We start from the raw sequence: 21,457 nt of genomic DNA on the forward strand, positions 1-21,457 counted from the left end.
CTATGAGCGAAGATCGATCGAGCAACGGGCAGAAGTCATGGCTGGGTAAACTCACCCAGGCTTTTGCCCACGAGCCGAAAAACCGCCAGGAGCTGCTGGAGCTGCTGCGCGATGCACACCAGAACAAACTGCTGGACAGTGAAGCGCTGGCCATCGTCGAAGGCGCCATCCAGGTGGCTGACTTGCAGGTCCGGGACATCATGGTCCCGCGCTCGCAGATGGTCAGCATCAAGGCGACCCAGACACCCCGCGAGTTCCTGCCTGCCGTGGTCGACTCGGCCCACTCCCGCTACCCGGTGATCGGCGAAAGCCATGATGACGTGATGGGCGTGTTGCTGGCCAAGGACTTGCTGCCGCTGATCCTCAGGGAGAACGGCGACAGCTTCAACATCAAGGACCTCCTGCGCCCAGCCACCTTCGTGCCGGAGTCCAAGCGCCTTAACGTGCTGCTGCGCGAGTTTCGCGCCAACCACAACCACATGGCCATCGTCATTGACGAGTACGGCGGCGTGGCAGGCCTGGTGACCATCGAAGACGTGCTGGAACAGATCGTCGGCGACATCGAAGACGAACACGACGTCGAAGAAGACAGCTACATCAAGCCGCTGCCCAGCGGTGATTTCCTGATCAAGGCCCTGACACCGATCGAGAATTTCAACGAATTTTTCGACAGCGAGTTCTCCGACGACGAATTCGACACCGTTGGCGGCCTGGTGATGAGCGCGTTCGGGCATTTGCCAAAACGTAACGAAATCACTGAAATCGGCCCGTACCGCTTCCGCATCCTGAACGCCGACAGCCGTCGGATTCACTTGCTTCGCCTGACGCCCATTGCTCGCTAAGGATTGAAATGCGCTGGACAACCCGCCCCGGCTGGCCCGGTAACCTGCTGGCCGTGGCGGCCGGTGCAATCACCACACTGGCCCTGGCGCCGTTCGATATCTGGCCCCTGGCACTGCTCGCCGTCGGCCTGTTCTATGCAGGCCTGCGCGAGCTGAGCCCACGTCAGGCACTAGGGCGCGGCTGGTGTTTCGGTTTCGGCCTGTTCGGTGCCGGCACCAGCTGGATCTACTACAGCATTCACCACTTCGGCGGCGCTTCGGTGTTGCTGGCCGGTTTCCTGATGCTGCTCTTCACGGCGGCAATTGCCTGGTTCTTTGCCCTGCCCGCCTGGATATGGGCGCGCTGGCTACGCCGAAATGAAGCGCCGCTGGCCGACGCCCTGGCCTTCGCAGCGCTGTGGGTCGGCCAGGAAGCCTTCCGCGGCTGGTTCCTGACAGGTTTCCCGTGGCTATATTCCGGGTACAGCCAGCTCGATGGCCCGCTGGCCGGGCTCGCGCCTGTCGGCGGGATGTGGCTGATTTCCTTTACCCTGGCCCTGACAGCTGCGTTGATCTACAACGGCATGCGCCTGGTTCGCACGGGGCGCAAAGGCTTCATCGTTGCCGGTGTTTTGCTGCTCGTCGGCCCGTGGCTGGCCGGCATCGCGCTCAAGCACCACGCCTGGACCAGCCCGTCGGGCCCGCCACTGAGCGTCGCCGCCATTCAGGGCAACATCGAACAAAGCATGAAGTGGGACCCGACGCAGCTCAACGCGCAACTGGCGCTGTATCGCGACATGAGTTTCAGCTCCAGGCGAGTCGACCTTCTCATCTGGCCGGAAACGGCGATCCCGGTGCTCAAGGAGTCCGCCGAGGGCTACCTGAACATGATGGGCAGCTTCGCGGCCGAGCGTAAATCGGCGCTGATTACCGGCGTCCCGGTCCGCATGGAGGTCCACCACGAGAAGCGCTTCTTCAATGGCATCACCGTTGTCGGCGAAGGCGACGGCACCTACCTCAAGCAAAAACTGGTGCCGTTTGGTGAATATGTTCCGCTGGAGGATCTGTTGCGCGGGCTGATCGCCTTCTTCGATCTGCCGATGTCGGACTTTGCCCGCGGACCATCTGACCAGCCGCTGCTGCAAGCCAAGGGTTATCAGATCGCGCCGTACATCTGTTATGAAGTGGTGTACCCGGAATTCGCCGCCAGCCTCGCCGCCCGCAGCGACCTGTTGCTGACCATCAGCAACGACACCTGGTTCGGCACCTCCATCGGTCCGCTGCAACACCTGCAGATGGCGCAGATGCGTGCGCTGGAGGCCGGCCGCTGGATGATCCGCGCCACCAACAACGGCGTGTCCGGCCTGATCAACCCGTTCGGTCAGATTACCGATCAGATCCCGCAGTTCGAACGCGGCATCCTGTATGGCGAAGTGGTGCCGATGCACAACCTCACGCCGTACCTGGAATGGCGTTCGTGGCCATTGCTCATTCTCTGCGTGTTGTTGTTTGGCTGGGCGCTGGTTGCGAGCCGGATGGCGAAGACTGTCTGAAATCATTTGTGGCGAGGGAGCTTGCTCCCTCGCCACAGGGATTAGCGCTCAACGATAGAACAACGAATAACCGATCTGCCCCACCGCCTCGTTCATCAACTGCCCGTTCTGCCAGATCGCCTTGTACTCCGGCATCCAGCCTCCCAGTGGCCGCGCATTGTCGCCGCTCAGAAACCCTACCGGCGCCGGCACCACCTCAAACCCGGCCTTGCGGAAACTCCAGACCGCTCGTGGCATATGCCCGGCATGAGTCACGAGCACCACTCGTTTGATGCCCTGTGGCAGCAACACCTGGGCGCTGAACTGCGCATTTTCCCAGGTCGTGCGGCTGTGCCCTTCCTGCCAGCGCACGGTCACGCCAAAATCGTCGCGCAAGGAGTCAGCCATCATCTGCGCTTCGCTTGGCGGAGTGCCGTAATGCAAGCCGCCGCTGGTCAGTACCGGCAGGCCGGAAGCCTTGGTCAGTCGCGCGGCAAAACGCTGGCGCTCCAGGCCTACACCCGTGGGCTGGTCGGCACCCCAGGCCACGTCACCGCGCTCGCGCCCGGAACCAAGGACGACGATGGCGTCCGCGCGCTGCCCCAGCACTGCCCATTCGTCGCGGGCCAGCGGTGGCTCGCGCTCGAGCAGGCGGGCACTCCACTGCACCACCACCGGCAGGCTCATCAGCCAAAGACCACCCAGCCCCAGTGCAAAGCACACACCGGCGAGCCTTGGCCTTGAGCGGCGCAACCACCAGGCAAGCAAAAGCAGCAGCAATAGAATGCCGGGGGGCAAAAGAAGTTGTTTTACAAAGTAACGAAAAGGCATCGAGCATCTCCTGGAGATGCCCGAAGCCTAAGTGGGTTAGCGCAATGCGACAATCAATACAGAAGAACTATGCTTCAAAAAACCATTGAGCACGGCTCTGCGTCTTATTTGAACTGCAAAGACCGGACCTTTACCGCGTCTCTGCCGGGAACCTTGTCCTTGAGCCAGATGATCTTGGCCGAACGTGGTGCGTCGAGTTGCTTTATCGCCTCTGACAAGCATCCGTGCGTCTCACGCTCACTGCGATCCAGATACGCCTTGATCAATGCAAACTCTGCGGAGCTCAGGCCACGCAGTTCCAGTTCCAGAGGGCGTACGTCGCGCAACCGGCCAGCAGTTCTTGCCGCTTCCAAGGCCAGGGCCAAACGATCGATCAGCCTTTCGTACAGCTCCGGTTTTGTAGCTTTTTGCTGTGACTCAACCATCCCTCACCTCATTGGAAGATAAGACCTACTCCCCAGTTAGAGCTTAGCTTCCATGAACAAACCGGCTGAGCGCCGCGACCAACGGCCCTCGCGGCGGTTTTTGCGGGACGCGCGGCAGCAATCAGGGTTTCCCTCGGTAGAGCGCGGTCATGTATGCTACGGCGCTTCCTGTAACTCCACTTCCAGCTCGGCTGGACATCGAAAACGCCAATGCGGCGTGATCAGCGTCCAGCGTTGCATTGAAGAGGATTAGGCCACCCCTATTCAGTTCAAAAGTAGCCATGCACGAACAATATCAGCCCCGTGAAATCGAAGCCGCCGCCCAGTCGTTCTGGGACGAGCAAAAGTCCTTTGAAGTCAGCGAACAGCCAGGCAAGGAGACTTACTACTGCCTGTCGATGTTCCCTTACCCCAGCGGCAAGCTACACATGGGGCACGTGCGCAACTACACCATCGGCGACGTGATCTCCCGCTACCAGCGCATGCAAGGCAAGAACGTTCTGCAACCCATGGGTTGGGACGCCTTCGGCATGCCGGCGGAAAACGCCGCGATGAAGAACAACGTAGCGCCCGCCAAGTGGACCTACGAAAACATTGCCTACATGAAATCCCAGCTGCGCAGCCTGGGTCTGGCGGTGGACTGGTCGCGTGAAGTGACCACCTGCAAGCCCGATTACTACCGCTGGGAACAATGGCTGTTCACCCGCCTGTTCGAAAAAGGCGTGATCTACAAAAAAAGCGGCACCGTGAACTGGGACCCGGTCGACCAGACCGTCCTGGCCAACGAACAGGTGATCGACGGTCGCGGCTGGCGTTCCGGCGCGCTGATCGAAAAGCGCGAAATCCCGATGTACTACTTCAAGATCACCGCCTACGCGGATGAACTGCTGGAGAGCCTGGACGAACTGACTGGCTGGCCTGAACAGGTCAAGACCATGCAGCGCAACTGGATCGGCAAGTCCCGCGGCATGGAAGTGCAGTTCCCGTACAACGTCGATTCCATCGGCGAAGCGGGCGCGCTGAAAGTCTTCACCACCCGTCCGGACACCCTGATGGGCGCGACCTACGTCGCCGTCGCCGCCGAGCACCACCTGGCTACCCTGGCCGCACAGAACAACCCTGAGCTGCAAGCGTTCATCGCTGAATGCAAGGGCGGCAGCGTTGCGGAAGCCGACGTTGCGACTCAAGAGAAAAAAGGCCTGCCGACCGGCCTGTTCGTTGAGCACCCACTGACCGGTGAAAAGCTACCGGTATGGGTCGCCAACTACGTGCTGATGCATTACGGCGACGGCGCGGTCATGGCTGTTCCTGCCCACGACGAGCGCGATTTCGAATTCGCCCACAAATACAACCTGCCGGTCAAATCCGTGGTGCGCACCAGCTCCGGTGACAGCAACCCGGCGCCATGGCAAGACGCCTACGGCGAGTACGGCACGCTGATCAATTCCGGCGAGTTCGACGGCCTGGACTTCGCGGGCGCCTTCGACGCTATCGAAGTCGCGCTGATCAAGAAAGAACTGGGCGCCTCGCGTACCCAGTTCCGTCTGCGCGACTGGGGCATCAGCCGCCAGCGCTACTGGGGCTGCCCGATCCCGATCATCCACTGCGGCACCTGCGGTGACGTGCCGGTACCGGAAGATCAACTGCCTGTCGTGCTGCCGGAAGACGTCGTACCCGATGGCGCCGGTTCGCCACTGGCGCGCATGCCCGAGTTCTACGAGTGCAGCTGCCCTAAATGCGGCCAGCCTGCCAAGCGTGAAACCGACACCATGGACACCTTCGTCGAGTCCTCGTGGTACTACGCCCGCTACGCCTCGCCGCACTTTGAAGGCGGCCTGGTGGAAAAATCGGCGGCCGACCACTGGCTGCCGGTGGATCAGTACATCGGCGGTATCGAACACGCGATTCTTCACCTGCTCTATGCGCGTTTCTTCCACAAGTTGATGCGCGACGAAGGCCTGGTGAGCTCCAACGAGCCGTTCAAGAACCTGCTGACCCAGGGCATGGTGATCGCCGAGACTTACTATCGCCGCGAAGCCAATGGCGCTTACACCTGGTTCAACCCGGCGGACGTCGAGCTTGAGCGTGACAGCAAGGCCAAGGTCATCAGCGCCAAGTTGAAAGCCGACGGCTTGCCGGTGGAAATCGGTGGCACCGAGAAGATGGCCAAGTCGAAGAACAACGGCGTCGACCCACAGTCGATGATCGACCAGTTCGGCGCAGACACCTGCCGCCTGTTCATGATGTTCGCCTCGCCACCTGACATGAGCGCGGAATGGTCCGACTCCGGCGTCGAAGGTTCGCACCGTTTCCTCAAGCGCGTCTGGCGCCTGGCTCAAGCCCACGTCACTCAGGGCCTGCCGGGCAAACTGGACGTCGCCAGCCTGAATGACGAGCAGAAAGCCGTTCGTCGCTCGATCCACCTGGCCATCAAGCAGGCCAGCCAGGACGTCGGCCAGAACCACAAGTTCAACACCGCCATCGCTCAGGTGATGACGCTGATGAACGTACTGGAAAAAGCCGCACAAGCCACCGACCAGGATCGCGCACTGATTCACGAAGGCCTGGAAACCGTGACTCTGTTGCTGGCTCCGATCACGCCGCACATCAGCCACGAGCTGTGGAATCAACTGGGTCACGCCGATCCTGTGATCGACGCCGGTTGGCCGGTGGTGGATGACAGCGCTTTGGTACAGGACAGCCTGCAACTGGTGATTCAGGTCAACGGCAAGCTGCGTGGCCACATCGAAATGCCGGCCAGTGCCAGCCGTGAAGAAGTCGAAGCCGCCGCCCGTGCCAACGAGAACGTGCTGCGCTTCGTCGACGGCCTGACCATTCGTAAAGTGATCGTAGTGCCCGGGAAACTGGTCAATATCGTCGCCAGCTAATTGGATCAGGCGCCAGGTGAGCCTGGCGCCGAGTAAAACCTTTCGGGCCGCTTGATCGGCCCACATGGTTTCAAGGGGAGCAACAAGATGATCAAACGCAATCTGCTGGTGATGGGCCTCGCGGTTCTGCTGAGCGCCTGCGGTTTCCAGCTGCGCGGCACCGGCACCAATGAACTGGCGATCAAGGAACTCGACCTGAGCGCCCGTAACGCTTATGGCCCAACCGTTACCCAGTTGCGTCAGGTACTGATTGGCAGCGGCGTCAAGGTCTATACCGGCGCTCCTTACAAGCTGGTACTGACCAATGAACAGGAAAGCCAGCGCATCCTCACCTACGCAGGTGCCGGTCGTGCCGGCGAGTACCAAGTCACCACCGTGTTGAGCTACGACATCCGTGGTCGCGGCGATCTGCCCCTGTTGAGCGACAAGCTTGAAGTGCAGAAGATCTATATGCACGACGGCAACAACTTGGTGGGCTCTGACCAAGAAGCTGAAACGGCCCGGACAGAAGGCCGCCGGGAGTTGGTTCAACGCATGATGCTGCGCCTGGAACAACTGAGCCCCACCCAACTGGACCAGTTGCAGCAGACTGCCGAAGCCAAGGCCAAGGCTGATGCCGCGGCGCTGGAAGCGGCAAAGAAGGCTGAAGCGGAAACCCCGCGTCAGTCGCCTGTCGAACTGCCACAGCAGTAAGACTTACGGGGCGCCTGTGCGCCCCGTTCGCCCTCTCTTATGAAGCTCGCCCCCGCCCAACTCGCCAAACACCTGCAAGGCGCCCTTGCGCCGGTCTATATCATCAGCGGCGATGACCCGTTGTTGTGCCAGGAGGCGGCCGATGCTGTTCGCACTGCCGCCCGCCAGCAGGGATTCGATGAACGCCAGGTGTTTGCCGCCGACGCCAGTTTCGACTGGGGGACGCTGCTGCAAGCCGGTGCCAGCATGTCGCTGTTCGCCGAAAAGCGCCTGCTGGAACTGCGCCTGCCGTCCGGCAAACCCGGCGACAAGGGCGCTGCCGCGCTGATCGAGTACTGCTCGCGCCCGGCCGACGACACCGTGCTGCTGATCAGCTTGCCGAAACTCGATGGCAGCGCACAGAAAACCAAGTGGGGCAAGGCGCTGGTCGAAGGACAACAGACCCAGTTCGTGCAGATCTGGCCGGTCGATGTCGCCCAACTGCCAAGCTGGATCCGCCAACGTTTGTCCCAGGCCGGGCTTTCCGCCAGCCAGGACGCCGTTGAGCTGATCGCGGCACGGGTCGAGGGCAACTTGCTGGCCGCCGCCCAGGAAATCGAAAAGCTCAAACTGATGGCCGAAGGGGGTCAGATCACCGTTGAAACCGTGCAGGCTGCGGTGGCCGACAGTGCGCGCTTCGACGTCTTTGGCCTGACCGATGCGGTTCTCAATGGTGAAGCAGCCCATGCCTTGCGCATGCTCGAAGGGTTGCGCGGTGAAGGCGTCGAGCCGCCGGTGATTCTCTGGGCCCTGGCCCGAGAGTTGCGCCTGCTGGCCAATATTTCGCTGCAATACAGTCAGGGCACGCCGCTGGACAAGGCTTTCAGCCAGGCCAAACCTCCGGTCTGGGACAAACGAAAACCCTTGATGAGCAAAGCCCTGCAACGCTACTCGGCGCAACGCTGGGCGCAATTGCTGCTCGAAGCACAGCGCATCGACGCGCAGATCAAGGGCCAGGCGGCCGGTTCGCCGTGGATGAGTCTGAGCCGGCTGACGTTGTTGATGGCCGGGCAACGCTTAACCCTACCCGCTGAATAACACCGCCCCCTGTAGGAGCGAGCTTGCTCGTGATGGTCGTTAACGATAACGCAGACTTTCTGATTTAACGCAGCGCCCTCAAGTGCTTCGCGAGCAAGCTCGCTCCTACAAAGAACGGCGTTTTTTCCGACAGCCACCGGGACTAGACAGCCCCTCAACTTCGGCCGATGATTTGCCCCGCAAAAACCACTCACTTGCGAGGCACCATCATGAGCAAAAAGCCATCAAAGCATGGCCCCAACAAGGCCAAATCCATCATCGCCCAGCCATTGTTCCGCAGCCGCCAGGAACGCCCCACCAAGGGCAAAGGCAGCTACCGCCGCGAAGCCTTCCAGTCTGACAGCTGGGAGGCTTCTTACTTTCTGGCAGCGTAAAGCAGAACCCCCCTTCAACATGTTAAGGTCTGTACCTGATTCGTATTCCCTGGACCCGTGCATGCCTTTTTGTCTTCCCCATCGTTGGCACTTACGCCAATTGATCGCTGCCTCCAGCCTTGTTTTGCTTGTCGCCTGTGCGGAAAAACCGACCGCAGCCGACGCTCAGCCGCTTCAGACACTTCCTGTCGCTACCGCCCCGGCGGTTGTTCCGCAGGTGGTTCCGACGGGTGAGAACCTCGACATCCAGCCTACCCAGACATTTGCCGAATGGCAGGCGGGTTTCCGCAAGGATGCCCTGGCCGCCGGTATCCGCGCCGATCTGTTTGATCGCGCTTTCGCCAATGTCAGCTTCGACCCCAGTGTGATTCGTGCCGATCGCAGCCAACCGGAATTCGCAAAACCGGTGTGGGAATACCTCGATGGCGCGTTGTCGCCGCTGCGGGTACGCAAAGGCCAGTCACTGATCGACCAGTACGCCGACATCCTGCAAGGCATCGAGCAGCGTTATGGCGTTGATCGTCAGGCGCTGGTGGCCGTGTGGGGCATGGAAAGCAATTTTGGCCAGTTCCAGGGCAGCAAGTCGGTGATCAACTCGCTGGCGACCCTGGCCTACGAAGGCCGCCGTCCCGGCTTCGCCCACGCGCAATTGATCGCGGCCCTGCAAATCCTGCAACAAGGCGACATCGAACCCGAAAAGATGCTCGGTTCCTGGGCCGGCGCCATGGGCCAGACCCAGTTCATCCCGACCACCTACAACACCCACGCCGTCGATTTCGACGGCGACGGCCGTCGCGATATCTGGAGCAGTTCGGCTGATGCCCTGGCCTCGACCGCGCATTACCTGCAAAGCTCCGGCTGGCAGAGAGGTCAGCCGTGGGGCTTTGAAGTCCAGCTGCCGAGCGGCTTCAACTACGTACTGGCCGATGGCACGATTCGCAAGAGTGTTGCCGAGTGGCGCCAACTGGGCGTTACGCTGCCCAACGGTGGCCAGGTCCCGGCAGGCTCGGAGCAACTGTCTGCGGCACTGCTATTGCCGGCTGGCTACCGCGGCCCGGCGTTCCTTGTGCTCGACAACTTTCGTGCGATTCTCAAGTACAACAATTCGTCGTCCTATGCCCTGGGGGTGAGCCTGTTGTCCGAACGCTTCAATGGCGCAGGCTTGATCAGCGGTACGTGGCCAAAGGATGACCTGCCTCTGAGCCGTACCGAGCGGATCGAGCTGCAAAGCCTATTGAGCGCGCAAAACTATGACGCCGGCACCGCCGACGGGATCATCGGCGCCAACACCCGCAAGGCTATCCGCAGCGCCCAACAGTCGTTTGGCTGGCCGGCAGATGGGTATCCGACGCACAAGTTGCTCGAAGGACTGCGTAACCGCTAAAAGCATCGCGGGCAAGCCCGCTCCCACAGGTTCAGGGGCGTTCACATGATTTGTGTACGACGCGGACACTGTGGGAGCGGGCTTGCCCGCGAAGACTGACTGACAGGCGATAAAAATCTAGCGCCTGGCCACCACATCCTGCTCCAGCATCAATTCCTTGTTTCCGGCATCCAGCCTGACCAGCGCCCCCATGGGTAACGTCAGGTTCGGGTCGCAATGGCCGCTGCGCCACCCGGACAGCACCGGAATCTTCAATGGCTCGAAGATCTGCTTGAGCAACCTGTCCAGCGCCGCCACCTCAACCCCCGCCACATCCCCGACCAACACGCCGCGCAGCTTGTGCAACGTGCCTGCCAGCCGCAGATGGGTGAGCAACCGGTCGATGCGATACAGCGGCTCGTTGATATCCTCGATCAACAGAATGACGCCCTCGGCGTCAATTTCGTAGGGCGTGCCCATGGTCGCGGCGATCATGGCCAGATTGCCACCGAGCAAGCGCCCGTGAGCCACGCCTGGCTCGATCGTGGTCAGCGGGTAGGCCACCGGATGCGCCAGCACTGTTCCCGCCCTCACCTTCCCTCGCAGCATGTTGAAGAACGAAGACTCGGTAGGTATTTGCTTCTCACCCAGCAGGTCGGCATTGAGCAACGGACCATGAAAGGTCACGAAGCCGGCATAACGACTGATCGCCAAATGCAGCGCAGTGATATCGCTGTAGCCGACGAACGGCTTGGCGTTGTCACGCAGCAAATCAAAATCGATGCGGTCGAGCAGCCGGGGCGTGCCATAACCACCGCGCAGGCAGATGATCGCATCCACCTCGCTGTCGGCGAACGCTGCATGCAGATCGTCGAGTCGCACCTCGTCACTGCCGGCCAGGTAGCCGTTTTTTTCGTAGACCCCGGGAAACACTTTCAGTGAATAACCCCGGGCACGCATCCATTGCACCGCCTTGTCGGTGTCCAGCGGCGCGGGACCGGCGGGTGCGATAACGCCGATCATGCCTTCCGACGGCAGTGCCGGGACGGGAGCATGAGGGCAAAGGGTGAGGGTCGGTCGAGCGGTCATCCGTGAATCTCCCTGCGTGAAAACATCAGCACACAGTAGTCAGGAACGGGGACAAACAGAAGAGGAACCGTTGCCCCGCAGGTTGCAGGAAAAGGCAGCCGTTATCGTAGGCCAGGCAAAAAAACGCCCGCAAGGCTTTGAAACCTTGCGGGCGTTTTATGCTTCACAGTCGATCAGGACGACATCAGCTCGGCCTTGACCAGCTTCGCCTGCTCGTCGGCGTGGTACGAGGAGCGAACCAATGGACCGGAAGCGACGTTCTTGAAGCCCATCTTGTAACCTTCCTCGGCGAACCAGGCGAAGGTGTCCGGGTGCACGAAGCGCTGGACCGGCAAGTGGCTGCGGGACGGTTGCAGGTACTGGCCGAGGGTCAGCATGTCGATGTCGTGCTCGCGCATGCGCTTCATGACTTCGATGACTTCTTCGTCGGTCTCGCCCAGACCCAGCATCAGGCCGGACTTGGTCGGAATGTGCGGCATCATCTGCTTGAAGCGTTGCAGCAGGGTCAGCGACCACTGATAGTCCGAACCTGGGCGGGCAGCCTTGTACAGACGTGGCACGGTTTCCAGGTTGTGGTTGAACACATCCGGCGGCTCGGCGGCGGTGATTTCCAGCGCGATGTCCATGCGGCCACGGTAGTCCGGGACCAGGGTTTCGAGCTGCACGTTCGGCGACAGCTTGCGGATTTCGCGGATGCAGTCGGCAAAGTGCTGGGCACCGCCGTCACGCAGGTCGTCGCGGTCTACCGAAGTGATCACCACGTACTTCAGGCGCAGGTCGGCGATGGCAATGGCCAGGCTTTCCGGCTCGTTGACGTCCAGCGGCTTGGGACGGCCGTGGCCGACGTCGCAGAACGGGCAACGACGGGTGCAGATGTCACCCATGATCATGAAGGTCGCGGTGCCGCCGGAGAAGCACTCGCCCAGGTTCGGGCAGGACGCCTCTTCGCACACGCTGTGCAGCTTGTGTTTGCGCAGCAGGGCCTTGATGCGGTCGACTTCCGGCGAAACCGGGATGCGTACGCGAATCCAGTCCGGCTTCTTCGGCAGTTCGGTGGTCGGAATGATCTTCACCGGGATGCGTGCAACCTTTTCGGCGCCGCGCAGCTTGACGCCGGCTTCAACCTTGGGACGCGGGGCCGGGCGCTCGGTGACATCAAGCGTCGGGATCATGGTTTGCACTGCATCAGTAGTCATATCAGTCGATTCCGCCCGTCAGGGTCGTCTGCTCAGCATAGTCGAGGTGTTTGACGAGCTGCGCGCGCAGCCGGGCACTTACCTCGGCAAATTCAATCGATCCTGCGTGATCGCTCAGCTGGGTCATCGCCAGCCCGGCGTAGCCGCAGGGATTAATCCGTCGAAACGGTTCCAGGTTCATGTCCACGTTCAAGGCCAAGCCATGAAAGGAACAGCCGTGGCGGATCCGTAGACCCAGGGAGGCGATTTTCGCCCCGTCGACGTAGACACCCGGCGCATCGGGCTTGGCCACGGCGGTGACACCGTAACTGGCCAGCAGCTCGATCAGGCATTGCTCCATCCGGCTGACCAGATCGCGCACGCCAAACCCGAGCTTGCGCACGTCCAGCAGCAGATAAGCCACCAGTTGGCCGGGGCCGTGGTAGGTCACCTGACCACCACGGTCGACCTGCACCACCGGAATATCACCGGGAAGCAGCAGATGCTCGGCCTTGCCGGCCTGGCCCTGGGTGAACACCGCAGGGTGTTCGACCAGCCAGATCTCGTCGGCGGCATCGTTGCCGCGTTCGTTGGTGAAGCGTTGCATGGCATGCCAGACCGGCTCGTAAGCCATCTGGCCGAGTTCGCGAAAGCCCAGCACACCGGACATCACAGCACCATGTGCACGAAACCGGTTGCCCGCAGTTCGCTGTTGATGTTGTACAGCTGGTCCTGGTCGGTCGCCACGATGTGCAACTGAATGGTGGTGTATTTGCCGTTGCTGCTCTGGCGCTCATCAACACGCTCATCGTTGATCGTTGCATATTTGCGGACGATGTCGATGATTCTGTCCTTGTTGCCCACGCCGGTGTCGCTGATCACCTTAACCGGGTAATCATTGGCAGGGAACTCGATCTTTGGCGCCTTTACTTCGGTATCGGTCATGGCGTAACGGCCTCGTAAGCGTAAGCCGTGGCGACGGGCATGGCTGCGCGCCAGATCAGCGCGGAGCCATGCAGGTGCACACTAAATTCAGTTGAACAAGCCGTAGAAGAATAGACGGATGCTATCCCACATGCGGCGGAAGATACCACCTTCCTCGACAGCGTCCAGAGCGATCAGATCGGCGCTGTGCACCACCTTGTCGTCCAGTTTCACTTCGACTTTACCGATCACGTCGCCCTTGGCGATTGGCGCGATCAGTTGCGGGGTCATGGTCATGCTGGCAGCGAGCTTTTTCAGCTGGCCTTTTGGCAGGGTCATGGTCAGGTCTTGCGCCAGGCCAGCCTTGATCTGGTTGGTGGAGCCTTTCCAGACTGGAGCCTGAGCCAGCTCGGTGCCCTTCTGATAGAAGGTCTGGGTTTCGAAGAAACGGAAACCGTAGGTCAGCAGCTTCTGGGTTTCGGCGGCACGGGCCACTTCGCTGTTGGTGCCGAAGACCACGGCGATCAGACGCATGCCATCACGTACGGCCGAAGACACCATGCAATAGCCGGCTTCGTCGGTGTGACCGGTTTTCAGGCCGTCGACGGTCTTGTCGCGCCACAGCAGCAGGTTGCGGTTCGGTTGCTTGATGCCGTTCCAGAAGAACTCTTTCTGCGAGTAGATCGCGTAGTGAGCCGGGTCTTCGTGGATGATCGCGCGAGCCAGTACGGCCATGTCGTGAGCCGACGAGTAGTGCTCAGGGTTCGGCAGACCGGTCGGGTTCATGAAGTGGCTGTTGGTCATGCCCAGGTCGCCAACGGTTTTGTTCATCATGTCGGCGAACGCGTCTTCGCTACCGGCGATGTGCTCGGAGAGCGCAACGCTGGCGTCGTTGCCCGACTGGATGATGATGCCGTGCAACAGGTCGCTGACAGTCACCTGCGAGCCGACCTTGATGAACATCCGCGAACCGCCGGTACGCCAGGCGTTTTCGCTGACGGTCACCGGATCGTTTTCGCCGATCTGGCCACGACGGATTTCCAGAGTCGCGATGTACGCGGTCATCAGCTTGGTCAGGCTGGCCGGCGGCAGACGCTGGTCACCGTTGTTCTCGACCAGCACGTTGCCGCTGCTGGCATCCATGAGCACATAGGCCTTGGCGGCCAGTTGTGGTGGCGAAGGCATCATCTCGACCGCGAACGCGGCGGGTGAGAGAAGCAGCGGGACTAGCAGGAACAGGCGTTTGGCAAAGGTGGTGATGTTCATCCGTCTCTCGAAATCGCTAATGGAAACTTGCCCAAGGGCAAAACTAATCAAATGACTTTCTAACGAGTCATCGCGTGTTCAGTTGCTCACTCAGTCACCCTTGCCGGGCTTTTGTTCTTCAACGAGTCAACAACCTGGTTCGCCCCCCAATACCGCAGACGAACCGTCAATCAAGCTCTACGTATTACTCCGTGACCACACTCGGCGAACCGAGATTGGCCAGGCGCACACTGTTCTGCACCTGCTGGATTTCACCCGGCGAACCGATTGGCCCCATGCGCACCCGATGCAGGGTCTGCTGATTGCGCACGATCGAGCTGATGAACACCGGAGCGCTCACCATCCCGCTGAGCTTCGATCTCAGGAGTTCTGCAGCGTCCGGGTTGGCGAACGCGCCCACCTGCAGATACTGGCCAGAGGCTGCTACAGAAGCGTTTTTTTTTGCATCGAGCTGCACGGGCACCACCGCGGCGGCGTGTTGCTGCGGCGGAGGCGTCCATTGCTCGACGGTGCCGGCCGAAGCCGTGATCACCGGGGCGCTATTCTGCGCGACTTTCGGTTCGTTGAGCATTAATGGTGCCGGACGGCCCTTGGCAGCCCACCATTGCTGCGGATCGATGCCTTCGACCTTGACCCGCGCGGTGCCGGTTTCGGCGTAACCGAGTTTCTTGGCGGCCGCGTAGGACAAGTCGATGATCCGGTCCGAATAGAACGGCCCGCGATCGTTGACGCGCAGGATCACCGACTTGTTGTTGTCCAGGTTGGTCACCCGAACGTAACTTGGCAGTGGCAGAGTCTTGTGGGCAGCGCTCATGCCGTACAGGTCATAGACTTCGCCGTTGGCGGTGTTCTGGCCGTGGAACTTGGTGCCGTACCAGGACGCCGTGCCCGACTGCACGTAGGTCTTTGACTCCTGCAGCGGAAAGTAGGTTTTGCCCAGTACCGAGTAAGGAGCGGCCTTGTACGGGCCGGTGTGCAGGGTCGGCGTGGCGTCCGGGATACGCGAAACATCGACATCCCACCATGGCGCGCCATCCTTGTGGGCGCGGTTGATGTCCAGCCCCGGCGTCGTGCGCACAGCGGTGCTACTGGTCTTCTGGGCCGGCGCACGGCTGGTCGAACAACTGGCGACCAGCATTGCCAACGCGGCGAATGCCATCAGCTTCAGGGGTTTATTGATAGGCAATGCCCGCATTACTTGACGCCCCGTGCTTGGACCAGCTGCTCAGACAGTTGATGTACGGCCATGGCGTACATCACGCTGCGGTTATATCGCGTGATCGCGTAAAAATTCTTCAGGCCCATCCAGTACTCGGAGCCATTGTCGCCTTCCAGACGGAAAGCAGTAACCGGCATATCATCGCGCAGCGCATCATGACTTGACCACCCCAGGGCTCGCAACTCCCCGACGGTTTTCGTCGGTTCGATACCGGTGGTCAAACCTTCGTCGACCTGATCGCCACGGACGTCGCCGCGGCTGACTACCGGTTCGCCGGCGACCCAGCCATGGCGCTTGAAGTAACTGGCAACACTGCCAATGGCATCATCCGGATTGGTCCAGATGTTGATATGGCCATCACCGTCGAAATCCACTGCATAAGCGCGGAAACTGCTCGGCATGAACTGCGGCAATCCCATTGCGCCAGCGTAGGAGCCTTTGAGCGTCAACGGATCGACCTGCTCTTCGCGGGCCAATAGCAGGAACTCACGCAACTCCTTGCGGAAAAACTCGGCACGGGGAGGATAGTCGAAACCCAGGGTCGACAAGGCATCGATCACCCGGAAATTTCCGGTATTACGGCCGAAAAAGGTTTCAACACCGATGATCGAGACAATCACCTGGGCCGGCACGCCGTATTCCTGCTCGGCACGAGCCAACACCGCTTCGTGCTGACGCCAGAAATCCACACCCCGGGCTATGCGCGCATCGGTGATGAACATCGGGCGATACTCGCTCCACTGCTTGACCCGTTCGGCAGGTTTGGAGATGGCGTCCAGAATCGACTGCTTGCGCTCGGCTTCGCGGAACACCCCCATCAATTGTTCACCGGCGAAACCGTAGTCGCGGGTCATTTCACCGACGAATTCGGCCACCTGGGGTGAGCCTTCGTAGTCGCCGGCCAACGCGTCCGGCATGGTGCCAAGGATGCTTACCAGGCTGACCCATGGCGCGTATCGAGTCGCCCAGCCACGCATTACTTGCATTGAAAATTTCACCTTATTCAAACCTGCGCGATCCACTTGCGATGGGTATGGATCGACATCAAAACCCCAAACGCTGACAGTAGCGTCACCAGCGAAGTTCCTCCGTAGCTAATGAACGGCAACGGCACCCCCACCACCGGCAACAGGCCACTGACCATACCGATGTTGACGAAAACATAAACAAAAAACGTCATGGTCAGGCTGCCCGCGAGCAACTTGCCGAACAATGTCTGCGCCTGGGCGGTAATCACCAGGCCGCGGCCGATCAACAGCAGGTAGATCAGCAACAGCGCGCAGATCCCCACCAGGCCGAACTCTTCACCCAATACGGCAATGATGAAGTCGGTATGGCTTTCCGGCAGGAAGTCCAGGTGCGACTGGGTGCCCAGCAACCAGCCCTTGCCGAACACCCCACCGGAGCCGATGGCGGCCTTGGACTGGATGATGTTCCAGCCGGTGCCTAGCGGGTCACTTTCCGGGTCGAGGAACGTGAGGACGCGCTGCTTCTGGTAATCGTGCATAACGAAATACCACATGGCCACGGACACCGGCACGGCGGCAGCGAGCACGCTGAGGATCCAGCGCCAGCGCAGGCCACCCATGAACAGCACGAAGGCACCCCCCGCCAGAATCAGCAATGAAGTGCCAAGGTCGGGCTGACGCACGATCAGGATGAATGGCAAGCCGATCAGGAACAGGCTCACCCCCACATGCTTGAGTTGTGGCGGCAAGGTGCGCTTGGACAGGTACCAGGCGATGGTCGCCGGCATCAGGATCTTCATGAACTCCGAAGGCTGGAAGCGGATCACCCCGGGAATGTTGATCCAGCGAGTAGCGCCCATGGCGTTGTGACCCATGACGTCGACGACTACCAGCAACAGCACGCCGATCACATAACCCACCGGGACCCAGCGGGCCATGAAGCGTGGCTCGAACTGGGCGATGACGATCATCGACACCAGGCCAATGCCGAAAGAAGTGGCTTGTTTGGCCAGCAGATCCCAGCTTTTGCCACTGGCCGAATAGAGTACGAACAGGCTGCCGGCCGCCAGGGTCAGCAGCAGGATCAGCAACGGGCCGTCGATGTGCAGGCGTTGCAGCAGCGTCGCACGGCGACGCATCACATCCTCACTGGAGAGCATGCGATCGAAGTTATTCATCACGGGCGGTAGCCTCTGCACTGATAGGGCTGGCGTATTCGGGCTTCAACCGACCGTCCTGGTCCAGGAGCCAGGCATCCATGATTTGGCGCACCACTGGCGCGGCGACGCCGGAGCCGGACTCGCCGTTCTCGACCATCACCGACACCACGATTTTCGGGTCGTCGGCCGGCGCGAAACCGACGAACAGGGCGTGGTCGCGATGGCGCTCCTGAACCTTGGAACGGTCATACTTCTCACCCTGTTTGATCGCGACCACCTGGGCCGTACCCGACTTGCCGGCGATCCGGTATTGCGCGCCGATCGAGGCTTTGCGCGCCGTACCACGGGCACCATGCATAACCTGCTGCATGCCGTGGTTGACCCTGGTCCAGTCCGAGGGGTCGCGCAGGATGATGTCCGGCATCGGATTCTCATCCACCGGCTTCACGCCCTCGATGGTCTTGGCCAGGTGCGGACGGTTCCAGACGCCTTTGTTGGCGACCAGAGCGGTGGCCTGGGCCAGTTGCAACGGGGTCGACTGCATATAGCCCTGGCCGATCCCCAGAATCAGCGTTTCACCCGGGAACCACGCCTGCCGGCGGGTCGCACGTTTCCATTCGCGGGACGGCATCAGCCCCGGCGACTCTTCGAACATGTCCAGGGAGACTTTCTGGCCGATGCCGAATTTGGTCATGTATGCCGACAGCCGATCGATCCCCAGCTTGTGGGCCAGGTCATAGAAGTAGGTGTCGTTGGAGCGCATGATCGCCGTATCGAGGTCGACGAAACCGTCACCGGTGCGATTCCAGTTACGGTATTTGTGATCGTAGTTGGGCAGCATGTAGTAACCCGGGTCGAACACTCGCGACGAGGCCGTCACCACGCCCGCGTCCAGACCGGCAATCGCCACCGCGGGCTTGATGGTCGAACCCGGCGGGTACAGGCCACGCAGCACGCGGTTGAACAGCGGCCGGTCGATGGAGTCGCGCAGCTCGGAATAGGCCTTGAAGCTGATGCCGGTGACGAACAGGTTCGGGTCGAAACTCGGTTGGCTGACCATCGCCAGCACTTCGCCGGTTTTCGGGTCCAGCGCTACCACCGCGCCACGACGACCACCGAGCGCAGCTTCGGCGGCTTCCTGCAATTTGATGTCCAGGCTCAGGACGATGTCCTTGCCGGGAATCGGATCGGTACGCTTGAGCACGCGCAGTACGCGGCCCCTGGCGTTGGTCTCGACTTCCTCGTAACCCACCTGGCCGTGCAATTCAGGCTCGTAGAAACGCTCGATGCCGGTTTTGCCGATGTGGTGGGTGCCGCTGTAATTGACCGGGTCCAGCGACTTGAGCTCTTTCTCGTTGATCCGCCCCATGTAGCCCACCGAGTGAGCAAAGTGCGCCCCCTGGGGATAGTGACGAACCAACTGCGCGACCACTTCCACGCCCGGCAGGCGGAACTGGTTAACGGCGATCCGGGCGATCTGCTCTTCGCTCAGCTCAAACAGGATCGGCACCGGCTCGAACGGCCGGCGCCCCTGACGCATGCGTTTCTCGAAGATCACCCGGTCCTCGGGCGTCAGTTCCAGCACTTCGACGATCACGTCGAGCACCTGCTGCCAGTCGCCGGAACGCTCGCGGGTCATGCTCAGGCTGAAACTCGGCCGGTTATCAGCAATCACCACGCCGTTGCGGTCGAAAATCAGCCCGCGAGTCGGTGGAATCGGCTGCACGTGGACGCGGTTGTTTTCCGACAGGGTCGAGTGGTACTCGTACTGGATCACCTGCAGGAAATACAGACGCGCGATCAGCACCGCAATCAGCGCCACCACTGCAATGGCCCCGAACACGACGCGGCCACGCACCAGACGGGCGTCTTTTTCGTGGTCCTTGATGCGGATCGGCTGGGACATGAGGGCAGAACTACTTGTGGTAAGGGTGACCGGACAGCACGGTCCAGGCACGGTACATCTGTTCGCCGATCAGGATCCGCACCAGCGGGTGCGGCAAGGTCAGCGGCGACAACGACCAGCGCTGGTCAGCCCGGGCACAGACTTCCGGCGCCAGCCCTTCGGGGCCACCGACCATGAAGTTGACAGTGCGCGAGTCCAGCCGCCAGCGATCGAGCTCGACCGCCAGTTGCTCGGTACTCCAGGGCTTGCCATGGACTTCGAGAGTGACAATCCGCTCGTTCGGCCCGACCTTGGCCAGCATGGCTTCGCCTTCCTGACGGATGAAACGGGCCACGTCGGCGTTCTTGCCACGGGTATTGAGCGGAATTTCCACCAGTTCCAGCGCCAGCTCGGACGGAAGACGCTTGGCATATTCATGCCAGCCTTCTTCCACCCACTTGGGCATGCGTGAACCGACGGCGATCAGTCGCAGTCGCACAGCGGTCCCTTATTCCTGGTCTTTGTTGAGCTTGTTGAAGTGCTCGTGACCAACTTCAGGGCTGTGGTGCTTGCCATCGGCCGCACGGCTCTGCTCGGCACCTTTCCACAGGCGCTCCAGGTCGTAGAACTGACGGGCGTTGGAGGTCATCATGTGAACGATCACGTCGTCCATGTCCAACAGCACCCAGTCGCTGTCGCCCTTGCCTTCTTCACCCAGCGGCTTGATACCCAGGGCTTTGACGGCCTCGCGAACCTTGTCCAGCATCGCGCCGATCTGGCGGTTGGAGGTACCGGTGGCGATGATCATGTAGTCAGTGATGCTCTGCTTGTCGCGAACATCAATCACCAGCACGTCCTGGGCCTTGACGTCTTCAAGGGCGGCTACGGCGATCTTGACCAGCTCGTCACCTTTAGGCGGCTCGGCGGCGAGGACCTTTTCCGGCAGCGGGGCACTCTTGAATGTGCCTTTGCGTTTTACTTTGCTTTCGTTGTTGCTCGTCATATAAAACTCGTTTTGCTCGTTTGTTCGGGCGCTTCAATACACGTTGTTGCCACGTGCCTTGAGGCACTCCCATTCAGTTCGACGCACGGTAGAGTCCGTGCGCATCGATGTAGGCCAGGACCGCGTCGGGCACCAGGAAACGTACCGACTTACCGCTGGCCAGCAGTTGACGGATCTGGGTGGCGGATACCGCGAGCGGTGTCTGCCAGACGAATGCAATCTGTCCGCTCGGCCCTTTGAGGGCCAGCGGGTCGCTCACCGAGCGCGCTGCCAGCAGATTGCGCAAGGCATCCGGCGGTTCGCTGTCGGCATCCGGGCGTTGCAACACCAGGATATGGCAATGCTGGAGCAACTCTTCCCAGCGGTGCCAAGTGGGCAGGCCGCAAAAAGCGTCCCAGCCCAAAAGCAGAAAAACCTGGTCGGATACGGCCAGTTCGGCACGCATCAGTTCCAGGGTATCAATGGTGTAGGACGGTTTGTCCCGCTGCAATTCGCGGGCGTCCACCACCAACGGCGCCACACCGGCCACCGCGCACTCGACCATCGCCAGACGGTCTTTTGCCGACACCTGCGGCTTGTCCCGATGGGGCGGCCTGGCACTGGGTGTCAGGCGCAACTCATCGAGCGCAAGTGTTTCGGCGACTTCCAGCGCACCGCGCAAATGGCCGATGTGCACCGGGTCGAACGTTCCGCCCAGCACACCAATGCGGCGAGGGGCTGGCTCGCTGACGGTGACCGGGGCTGACGGGTCGAAGTCGCCCAAG

Annotated in this window: 21 protein-coding genes; 7 read left to right on the forward strand and 14 right to left on the reverse strand. The window is 61.0% G+C overall.

Annotation, left to right across the window (positions count from 1 at the left end):
- Positions 1 to 2 precede the first annotated feature (2 nt).
- Together AC1RP7_RS21830 and lnt are read left to right on the forward strand one after the other, a co-directional pair.
- Positions 3 to 842, forward strand: a complete 840-nt coding sequence (locus AC1RP7_RS21830) for a CorC family transporter (protein ID WP_046028710.1) — start codon at positions 3 to 5, stop codon at positions 840 to 842.
- A gap of 8 nt (positions 843 to 850) precedes the next feature.
- A complete protein-coding gene (gene lnt, locus AC1RP7_RS21835; RefSeq protein ID WP_493182785.1) occupies positions 851 to 2,374 on the forward strand; it encodes an apolipoprotein N-acyltransferase in 1,524 nt (507 codons plus the stop codon).
- Positions 2,375 to 2,422: 48 nt separating this feature from the next.
- Here the strand turns inward: lnt and AC1RP7_RS21840 are convergent, their stop codons facing one another.
- Complete coding sequence (locus tag AC1RP7_RS21840; protein ID WP_090451588.1) at positions 2,423 to 3,184, reverse strand: YdcF family protein; 762 nt, start codon at positions 3,182 to 3,184, stop codon at positions 2,423 to 2,425.
- 104 nt (positions 3,185 to 3,288) lie between these two features.
- Positions 3,289 to 3,609 (reverse strand): hypothetical protein, encoded by a 321-nt coding sequence (locus AC1RP7_RS21845; RefSeq protein ID WP_057713165.1) that lies wholly within the window; start codon positions 3,607 to 3,609, stop codon positions 3,289 to 3,291.
- A gap of 281 nt (positions 3,610 to 3,890) precedes the next feature.
- Here AC1RP7_RS21845 and leuS point away from each other — a divergent pair, with 281 nt between their 5' ends.
- The 5 genes from leuS to AC1RP7_RS21870 all read left to right on the forward strand — a co-directional run bounded on the left by leuS (position 3,891) and on the right by AC1RP7_RS21870 (position 10,025).
- Entirely contained in the window at positions 3,891 to 6,497 is a 2,607-nt protein-coding gene (gene leuS, locus AC1RP7_RS21850; protein ID WP_223500172.1) for a leucine--tRNA ligase, read from the forward strand.
- Positions 6,498 to 6,584: 87 nt separating this feature from the next.
- Positions 6,585 to 7,190 (forward strand): LPS-assembly lipoprotein LptE, encoded by a 606-nt coding sequence (locus tag AC1RP7_RS21855; protein ID WP_349736264.1) that lies wholly within the window; start codon positions 6,585 to 6,587, stop codon positions 7,188 to 7,190.
- A 39-nt stretch (positions 7,191 to 7,229) separates the two neighbouring features.
- On the forward strand, positions 7,230 to 8,267 hold the full coding sequence (gene holA, locus AC1RP7_RS21860) for a DNA polymerase III subunit delta (RefSeq protein ID WP_057713163.1): 1,038 nt from the start codon (positions 7,230 to 7,232) through the stop codon (positions 8,265 to 8,267).
- Positions 8,268 to 8,476: 209 nt separating this feature from the next.
- Positions 8,477 to 8,641 (forward strand): alternative ribosome rescue factor ArfA, encoded by a 165-nt coding sequence (gene arfA / locus AC1RP7_RS21865; RefSeq protein ID WP_003228536.1) that lies wholly within the window; start codon positions 8,477 to 8,479, stop codon positions 8,639 to 8,641.
- 61 nt (positions 8,642 to 8,702) lie between these two features.
- Positions 8,703 to 10,025 (forward strand): lytic murein transglycosylase, encoded by a 1,323-nt coding sequence (locus AC1RP7_RS21870; protein WP_218497959.1) that lies wholly within the window; start codon positions 8,703 to 8,705, stop codon positions 10,023 to 10,025.
- A 117-nt stretch (positions 10,026 to 10,142) separates the two neighbouring features.
- On the opposite strand, the gene AC1RP7_RS21875 is transcribed toward AC1RP7_RS21870, so the two are convergent.
- The 12 genes from AC1RP7_RS21875 to nadD form a co-directional block, all read right to left on the reverse strand.
- Complete coding sequence (locus AC1RP7_RS21875) at positions 10,143 to 11,093, reverse strand: S66 peptidase family protein (RefSeq protein WP_057713161.1); 951 nt, start codon at positions 11,091 to 11,093, stop codon at positions 10,143 to 10,145.
- Between the two features lie 173 nt (positions 11,094 to 11,266).
- On the reverse strand, positions 11,267 to 12,265 hold the full coding sequence (gene lipA, locus AC1RP7_RS21880) for a lipoyl synthase (RefSeq protein ID WP_162130289.1): 999 nt from the start codon (positions 12,263 to 12,265) through the stop codon (positions 11,267 to 11,269).
- Positions 12,266 to 12,290: 25 nt separating this feature from the next.
- Positions 12,291 to 12,938, reverse strand: coding sequence for a lipoyl(octanoyl) transferase LipB (gene lipB, locus AC1RP7_RS21885; protein ID WP_046041686.1), 648 nt, complete (start codon positions 12,936 to 12,938; stop codon positions 12,291 to 12,293).
- Positions 12,938 to 13,213, reverse strand: a complete 276-nt coding sequence (locus AC1RP7_RS21890) for a DUF493 domain-containing protein (RefSeq protein WP_008052383.1) — start codon at positions 13,211 to 13,213, stop codon at positions 12,938 to 12,940. The genes lipB and AC1RP7_RS21890 overlap by 1 nt, the downstream gene beginning before the upstream one ends.
- 87 nt (positions 13,214 to 13,300) lie before the next feature.
- Positions 13,301 to 14,458: a D-alanyl-D-alanine carboxypeptidase family protein gene (locus AC1RP7_RS21895; protein ID WP_493182781.1), complete on the reverse strand. Its 1,158-nt coding sequence runs from the start codon at positions 14,456 to 14,458 to the stop codon at positions 13,301 to 13,303.
- A gap of 184 nt (positions 14,459 to 14,642) precedes the next feature.
- On the reverse strand, positions 14,643 to 15,653 hold the full coding sequence (locus tag AC1RP7_RS21900) for a septal ring lytic transglycosylase RlpA family protein (protein WP_057713159.1): 1,011 nt from the start codon (positions 15,651 to 15,653) through the stop codon (positions 14,643 to 14,645).
- Positions 15,653 to 16,663, reverse strand: a complete 1,011-nt coding sequence (gene mltB, locus AC1RP7_RS21905) for a lytic murein transglycosylase B (RefSeq protein WP_057713158.1) — start codon at positions 16,661 to 16,663, stop codon at positions 15,653 to 15,655. The genes AC1RP7_RS21900 and mltB overlap by 1 nt, the downstream gene beginning before the upstream one ends.
- A gap of 17 nt (positions 16,664 to 16,680) precedes the next feature.
- A complete protein-coding gene (rodA, locus tag AC1RP7_RS21910) occupies positions 16,681 to 17,784 on the reverse strand; it encodes a rod shape-determining protein RodA (RefSeq protein ID WP_057716556.1) in 1,104 nt (367 codons plus the stop codon).
- Positions 17,785 to 17,815: 31 nt separating this feature from the next.
- The gene (mrdA, locus tag AC1RP7_RS21915; protein WP_057713157.1) at positions 17,816 to 19,711 is read right to left on the reverse strand and encodes a penicillin-binding protein 2; all 1,896 of its coding nucleotides are present in this window, start codon (positions 19,709 to 19,711) and stop codon (positions 17,816 to 17,818) included.
- 10 nt (positions 19,712 to 19,721) lie between these two features.
- Positions 19,722 to 20,189 (reverse strand): 23S rRNA (pseudouridine(1915)-N(3))-methyltransferase RlmH, encoded by a 468-nt coding sequence (rlmH, locus tag AC1RP7_RS21920; RefSeq protein WP_008052376.1) that lies wholly within the window; start codon positions 20,187 to 20,189, stop codon positions 19,722 to 19,724.
- A gap of 9 nt (positions 20,190 to 20,198) precedes the next feature.
- On the reverse strand, positions 20,199 to 20,693 hold the full coding sequence (gene rsfS, locus AC1RP7_RS21925) for a ribosome silencing factor (protein ID WP_007975896.1): 495 nt from the start codon (positions 20,691 to 20,693) through the stop codon (positions 20,199 to 20,201).
- Between the two features lie 73 nt (positions 20,694 to 20,766).
- Positions 20,767 to 21,456: a nicotinate-nucleotide adenylyltransferase gene (nadD, locus tag AC1RP7_RS21930; RefSeq protein ID WP_007975898.1), complete on the reverse strand. Its 690-nt coding sequence runs from the start codon at positions 21,454 to 21,456 to the stop codon at positions 20,767 to 20,769.
- Position 21,457 lies beyond the last annotated feature (1 nt).

The sequence above is a fragment of the Pseudomonas sp. GW822-FHT01E03 genome (assembly GCF_058802985.1).

Excerpts from the sequence above, each read along its gene's own strand:
- AC1RP7_RS21830 (WP_046028710.1), top strand. The coding sequence starts at position 3 with ATGAGCGAAGATCGATCGAGCAACGGGCAGAAGTCATGGCTGGGTAAA.
- lnt (WP_493182785.1), top strand. The coding sequence starts at position 851 with ATGCGCTGGACAACCCGCCCCGGCTGGCCCGGTAACCTGCTGGCCGTG.
- AC1RP7_RS21840 (WP_090451588.1), bottom strand. The coding sequence starts at position 3,184 with ATGCCTTTTCGTTACTTTGTAAAACAACTTCTTTTGCCCCCCGGCATT.
- AC1RP7_RS21845 (WP_057713165.1), bottom strand. The coding sequence starts at position 3,609 with ATGGTTGAGTCACAGCAAAAAGCTACAAAACCGGAGCTGTACGAAAGG.
- leuS (WP_223500172.1), top strand. The coding sequence starts at position 3,891 with ATGCACGAACAATATCAGCCCCGTGAAATCGAAGCCGCCGCCCAGTCG.
- AC1RP7_RS21855 (WP_349736264.1), top strand. The coding sequence starts at position 6,585 with ATGATCAAACGCAATCTGCTGGTGATGGGCCTCGCGGTTCTGCTGAGC.
- holA (WP_057713163.1), top strand. The coding sequence starts at position 7,230 with ATGAAGCTCGCCCCCGCCCAACTCGCCAAACACCTGCAAGGCGCCCTT.
- arfA (WP_003228536.1), top strand. The coding sequence starts at position 8,477 with ATGAGCAAAAAGCCATCAAAGCATGGCCCCAACAAGGCCAAATCCATC.
- AC1RP7_RS21870 (WP_218497959.1), top strand. The coding sequence starts at position 8,703 with ATGCCTTTTTGTCTTCCCCATCGTTGGCACTTACGCCAATTGATCGCT.
- AC1RP7_RS21875 (WP_057713161.1), bottom strand. The coding sequence starts at position 11,093 with ATGACCGCTCGACCGACCCTCACCCTTTGCCCTCATGCTCCCGTCCCG.
- lipA (WP_162130289.1), bottom strand. The coding sequence starts at position 12,265 with ATGATCCCGACGCTTGATGTCACCGAGCGCCCGGCCCCGCGTCCCAAG.
- lipB (WP_046041686.1), bottom strand. The coding sequence starts at position 12,938 with ATGTCCGGTGTGCTGGGCTTTCGCGAACTCGGCCAGATGGCTTACGAG.
- AC1RP7_RS21890 (WP_008052383.1), bottom strand. The coding sequence starts at position 13,213 with ATGACCGATACCGAAGTAAAGGCGCCAAAGATCGAGTTCCCTGCCAAT.
- AC1RP7_RS21895 (WP_493182781.1), bottom strand. The coding sequence starts at position 14,458 with ATGAACATCACCACCTTTGCCAAACGCCTGTTCCTGCTAGTCCCGCTG.
- AC1RP7_RS21900 (WP_057713159.1), bottom strand. The coding sequence starts at position 15,653 with ATGCGGGCATTGCCTATCAATAAACCCCTGAAGCTGATGGCATTCGCC.
- mltB (WP_057713158.1), bottom strand. The coding sequence starts at position 16,663 with ATGCAAGTAATGCGTGGCTGGGCGACTCGATACGCGCCATGGGTCAGC.
- rodA (WP_057716556.1), bottom strand. The coding sequence starts at position 17,784 with ATGCGTCGCCGTGCGACGCTGCTGCAACGCCTGCACATCGACGGCCCG.
- mrdA (WP_057713157.1), bottom strand. The coding sequence starts at position 19,711 with ATGTCCCAGCCGATCCGCATCAAGGACCACGAAAAAGACGCCCGTCTG.
- rsfS (WP_007975896.1), bottom strand. The coding sequence starts at position 20,693 with ATGACGAGCAACAACGAAAGCAAAGTAAAACGCAAAGGCACATTCAAG.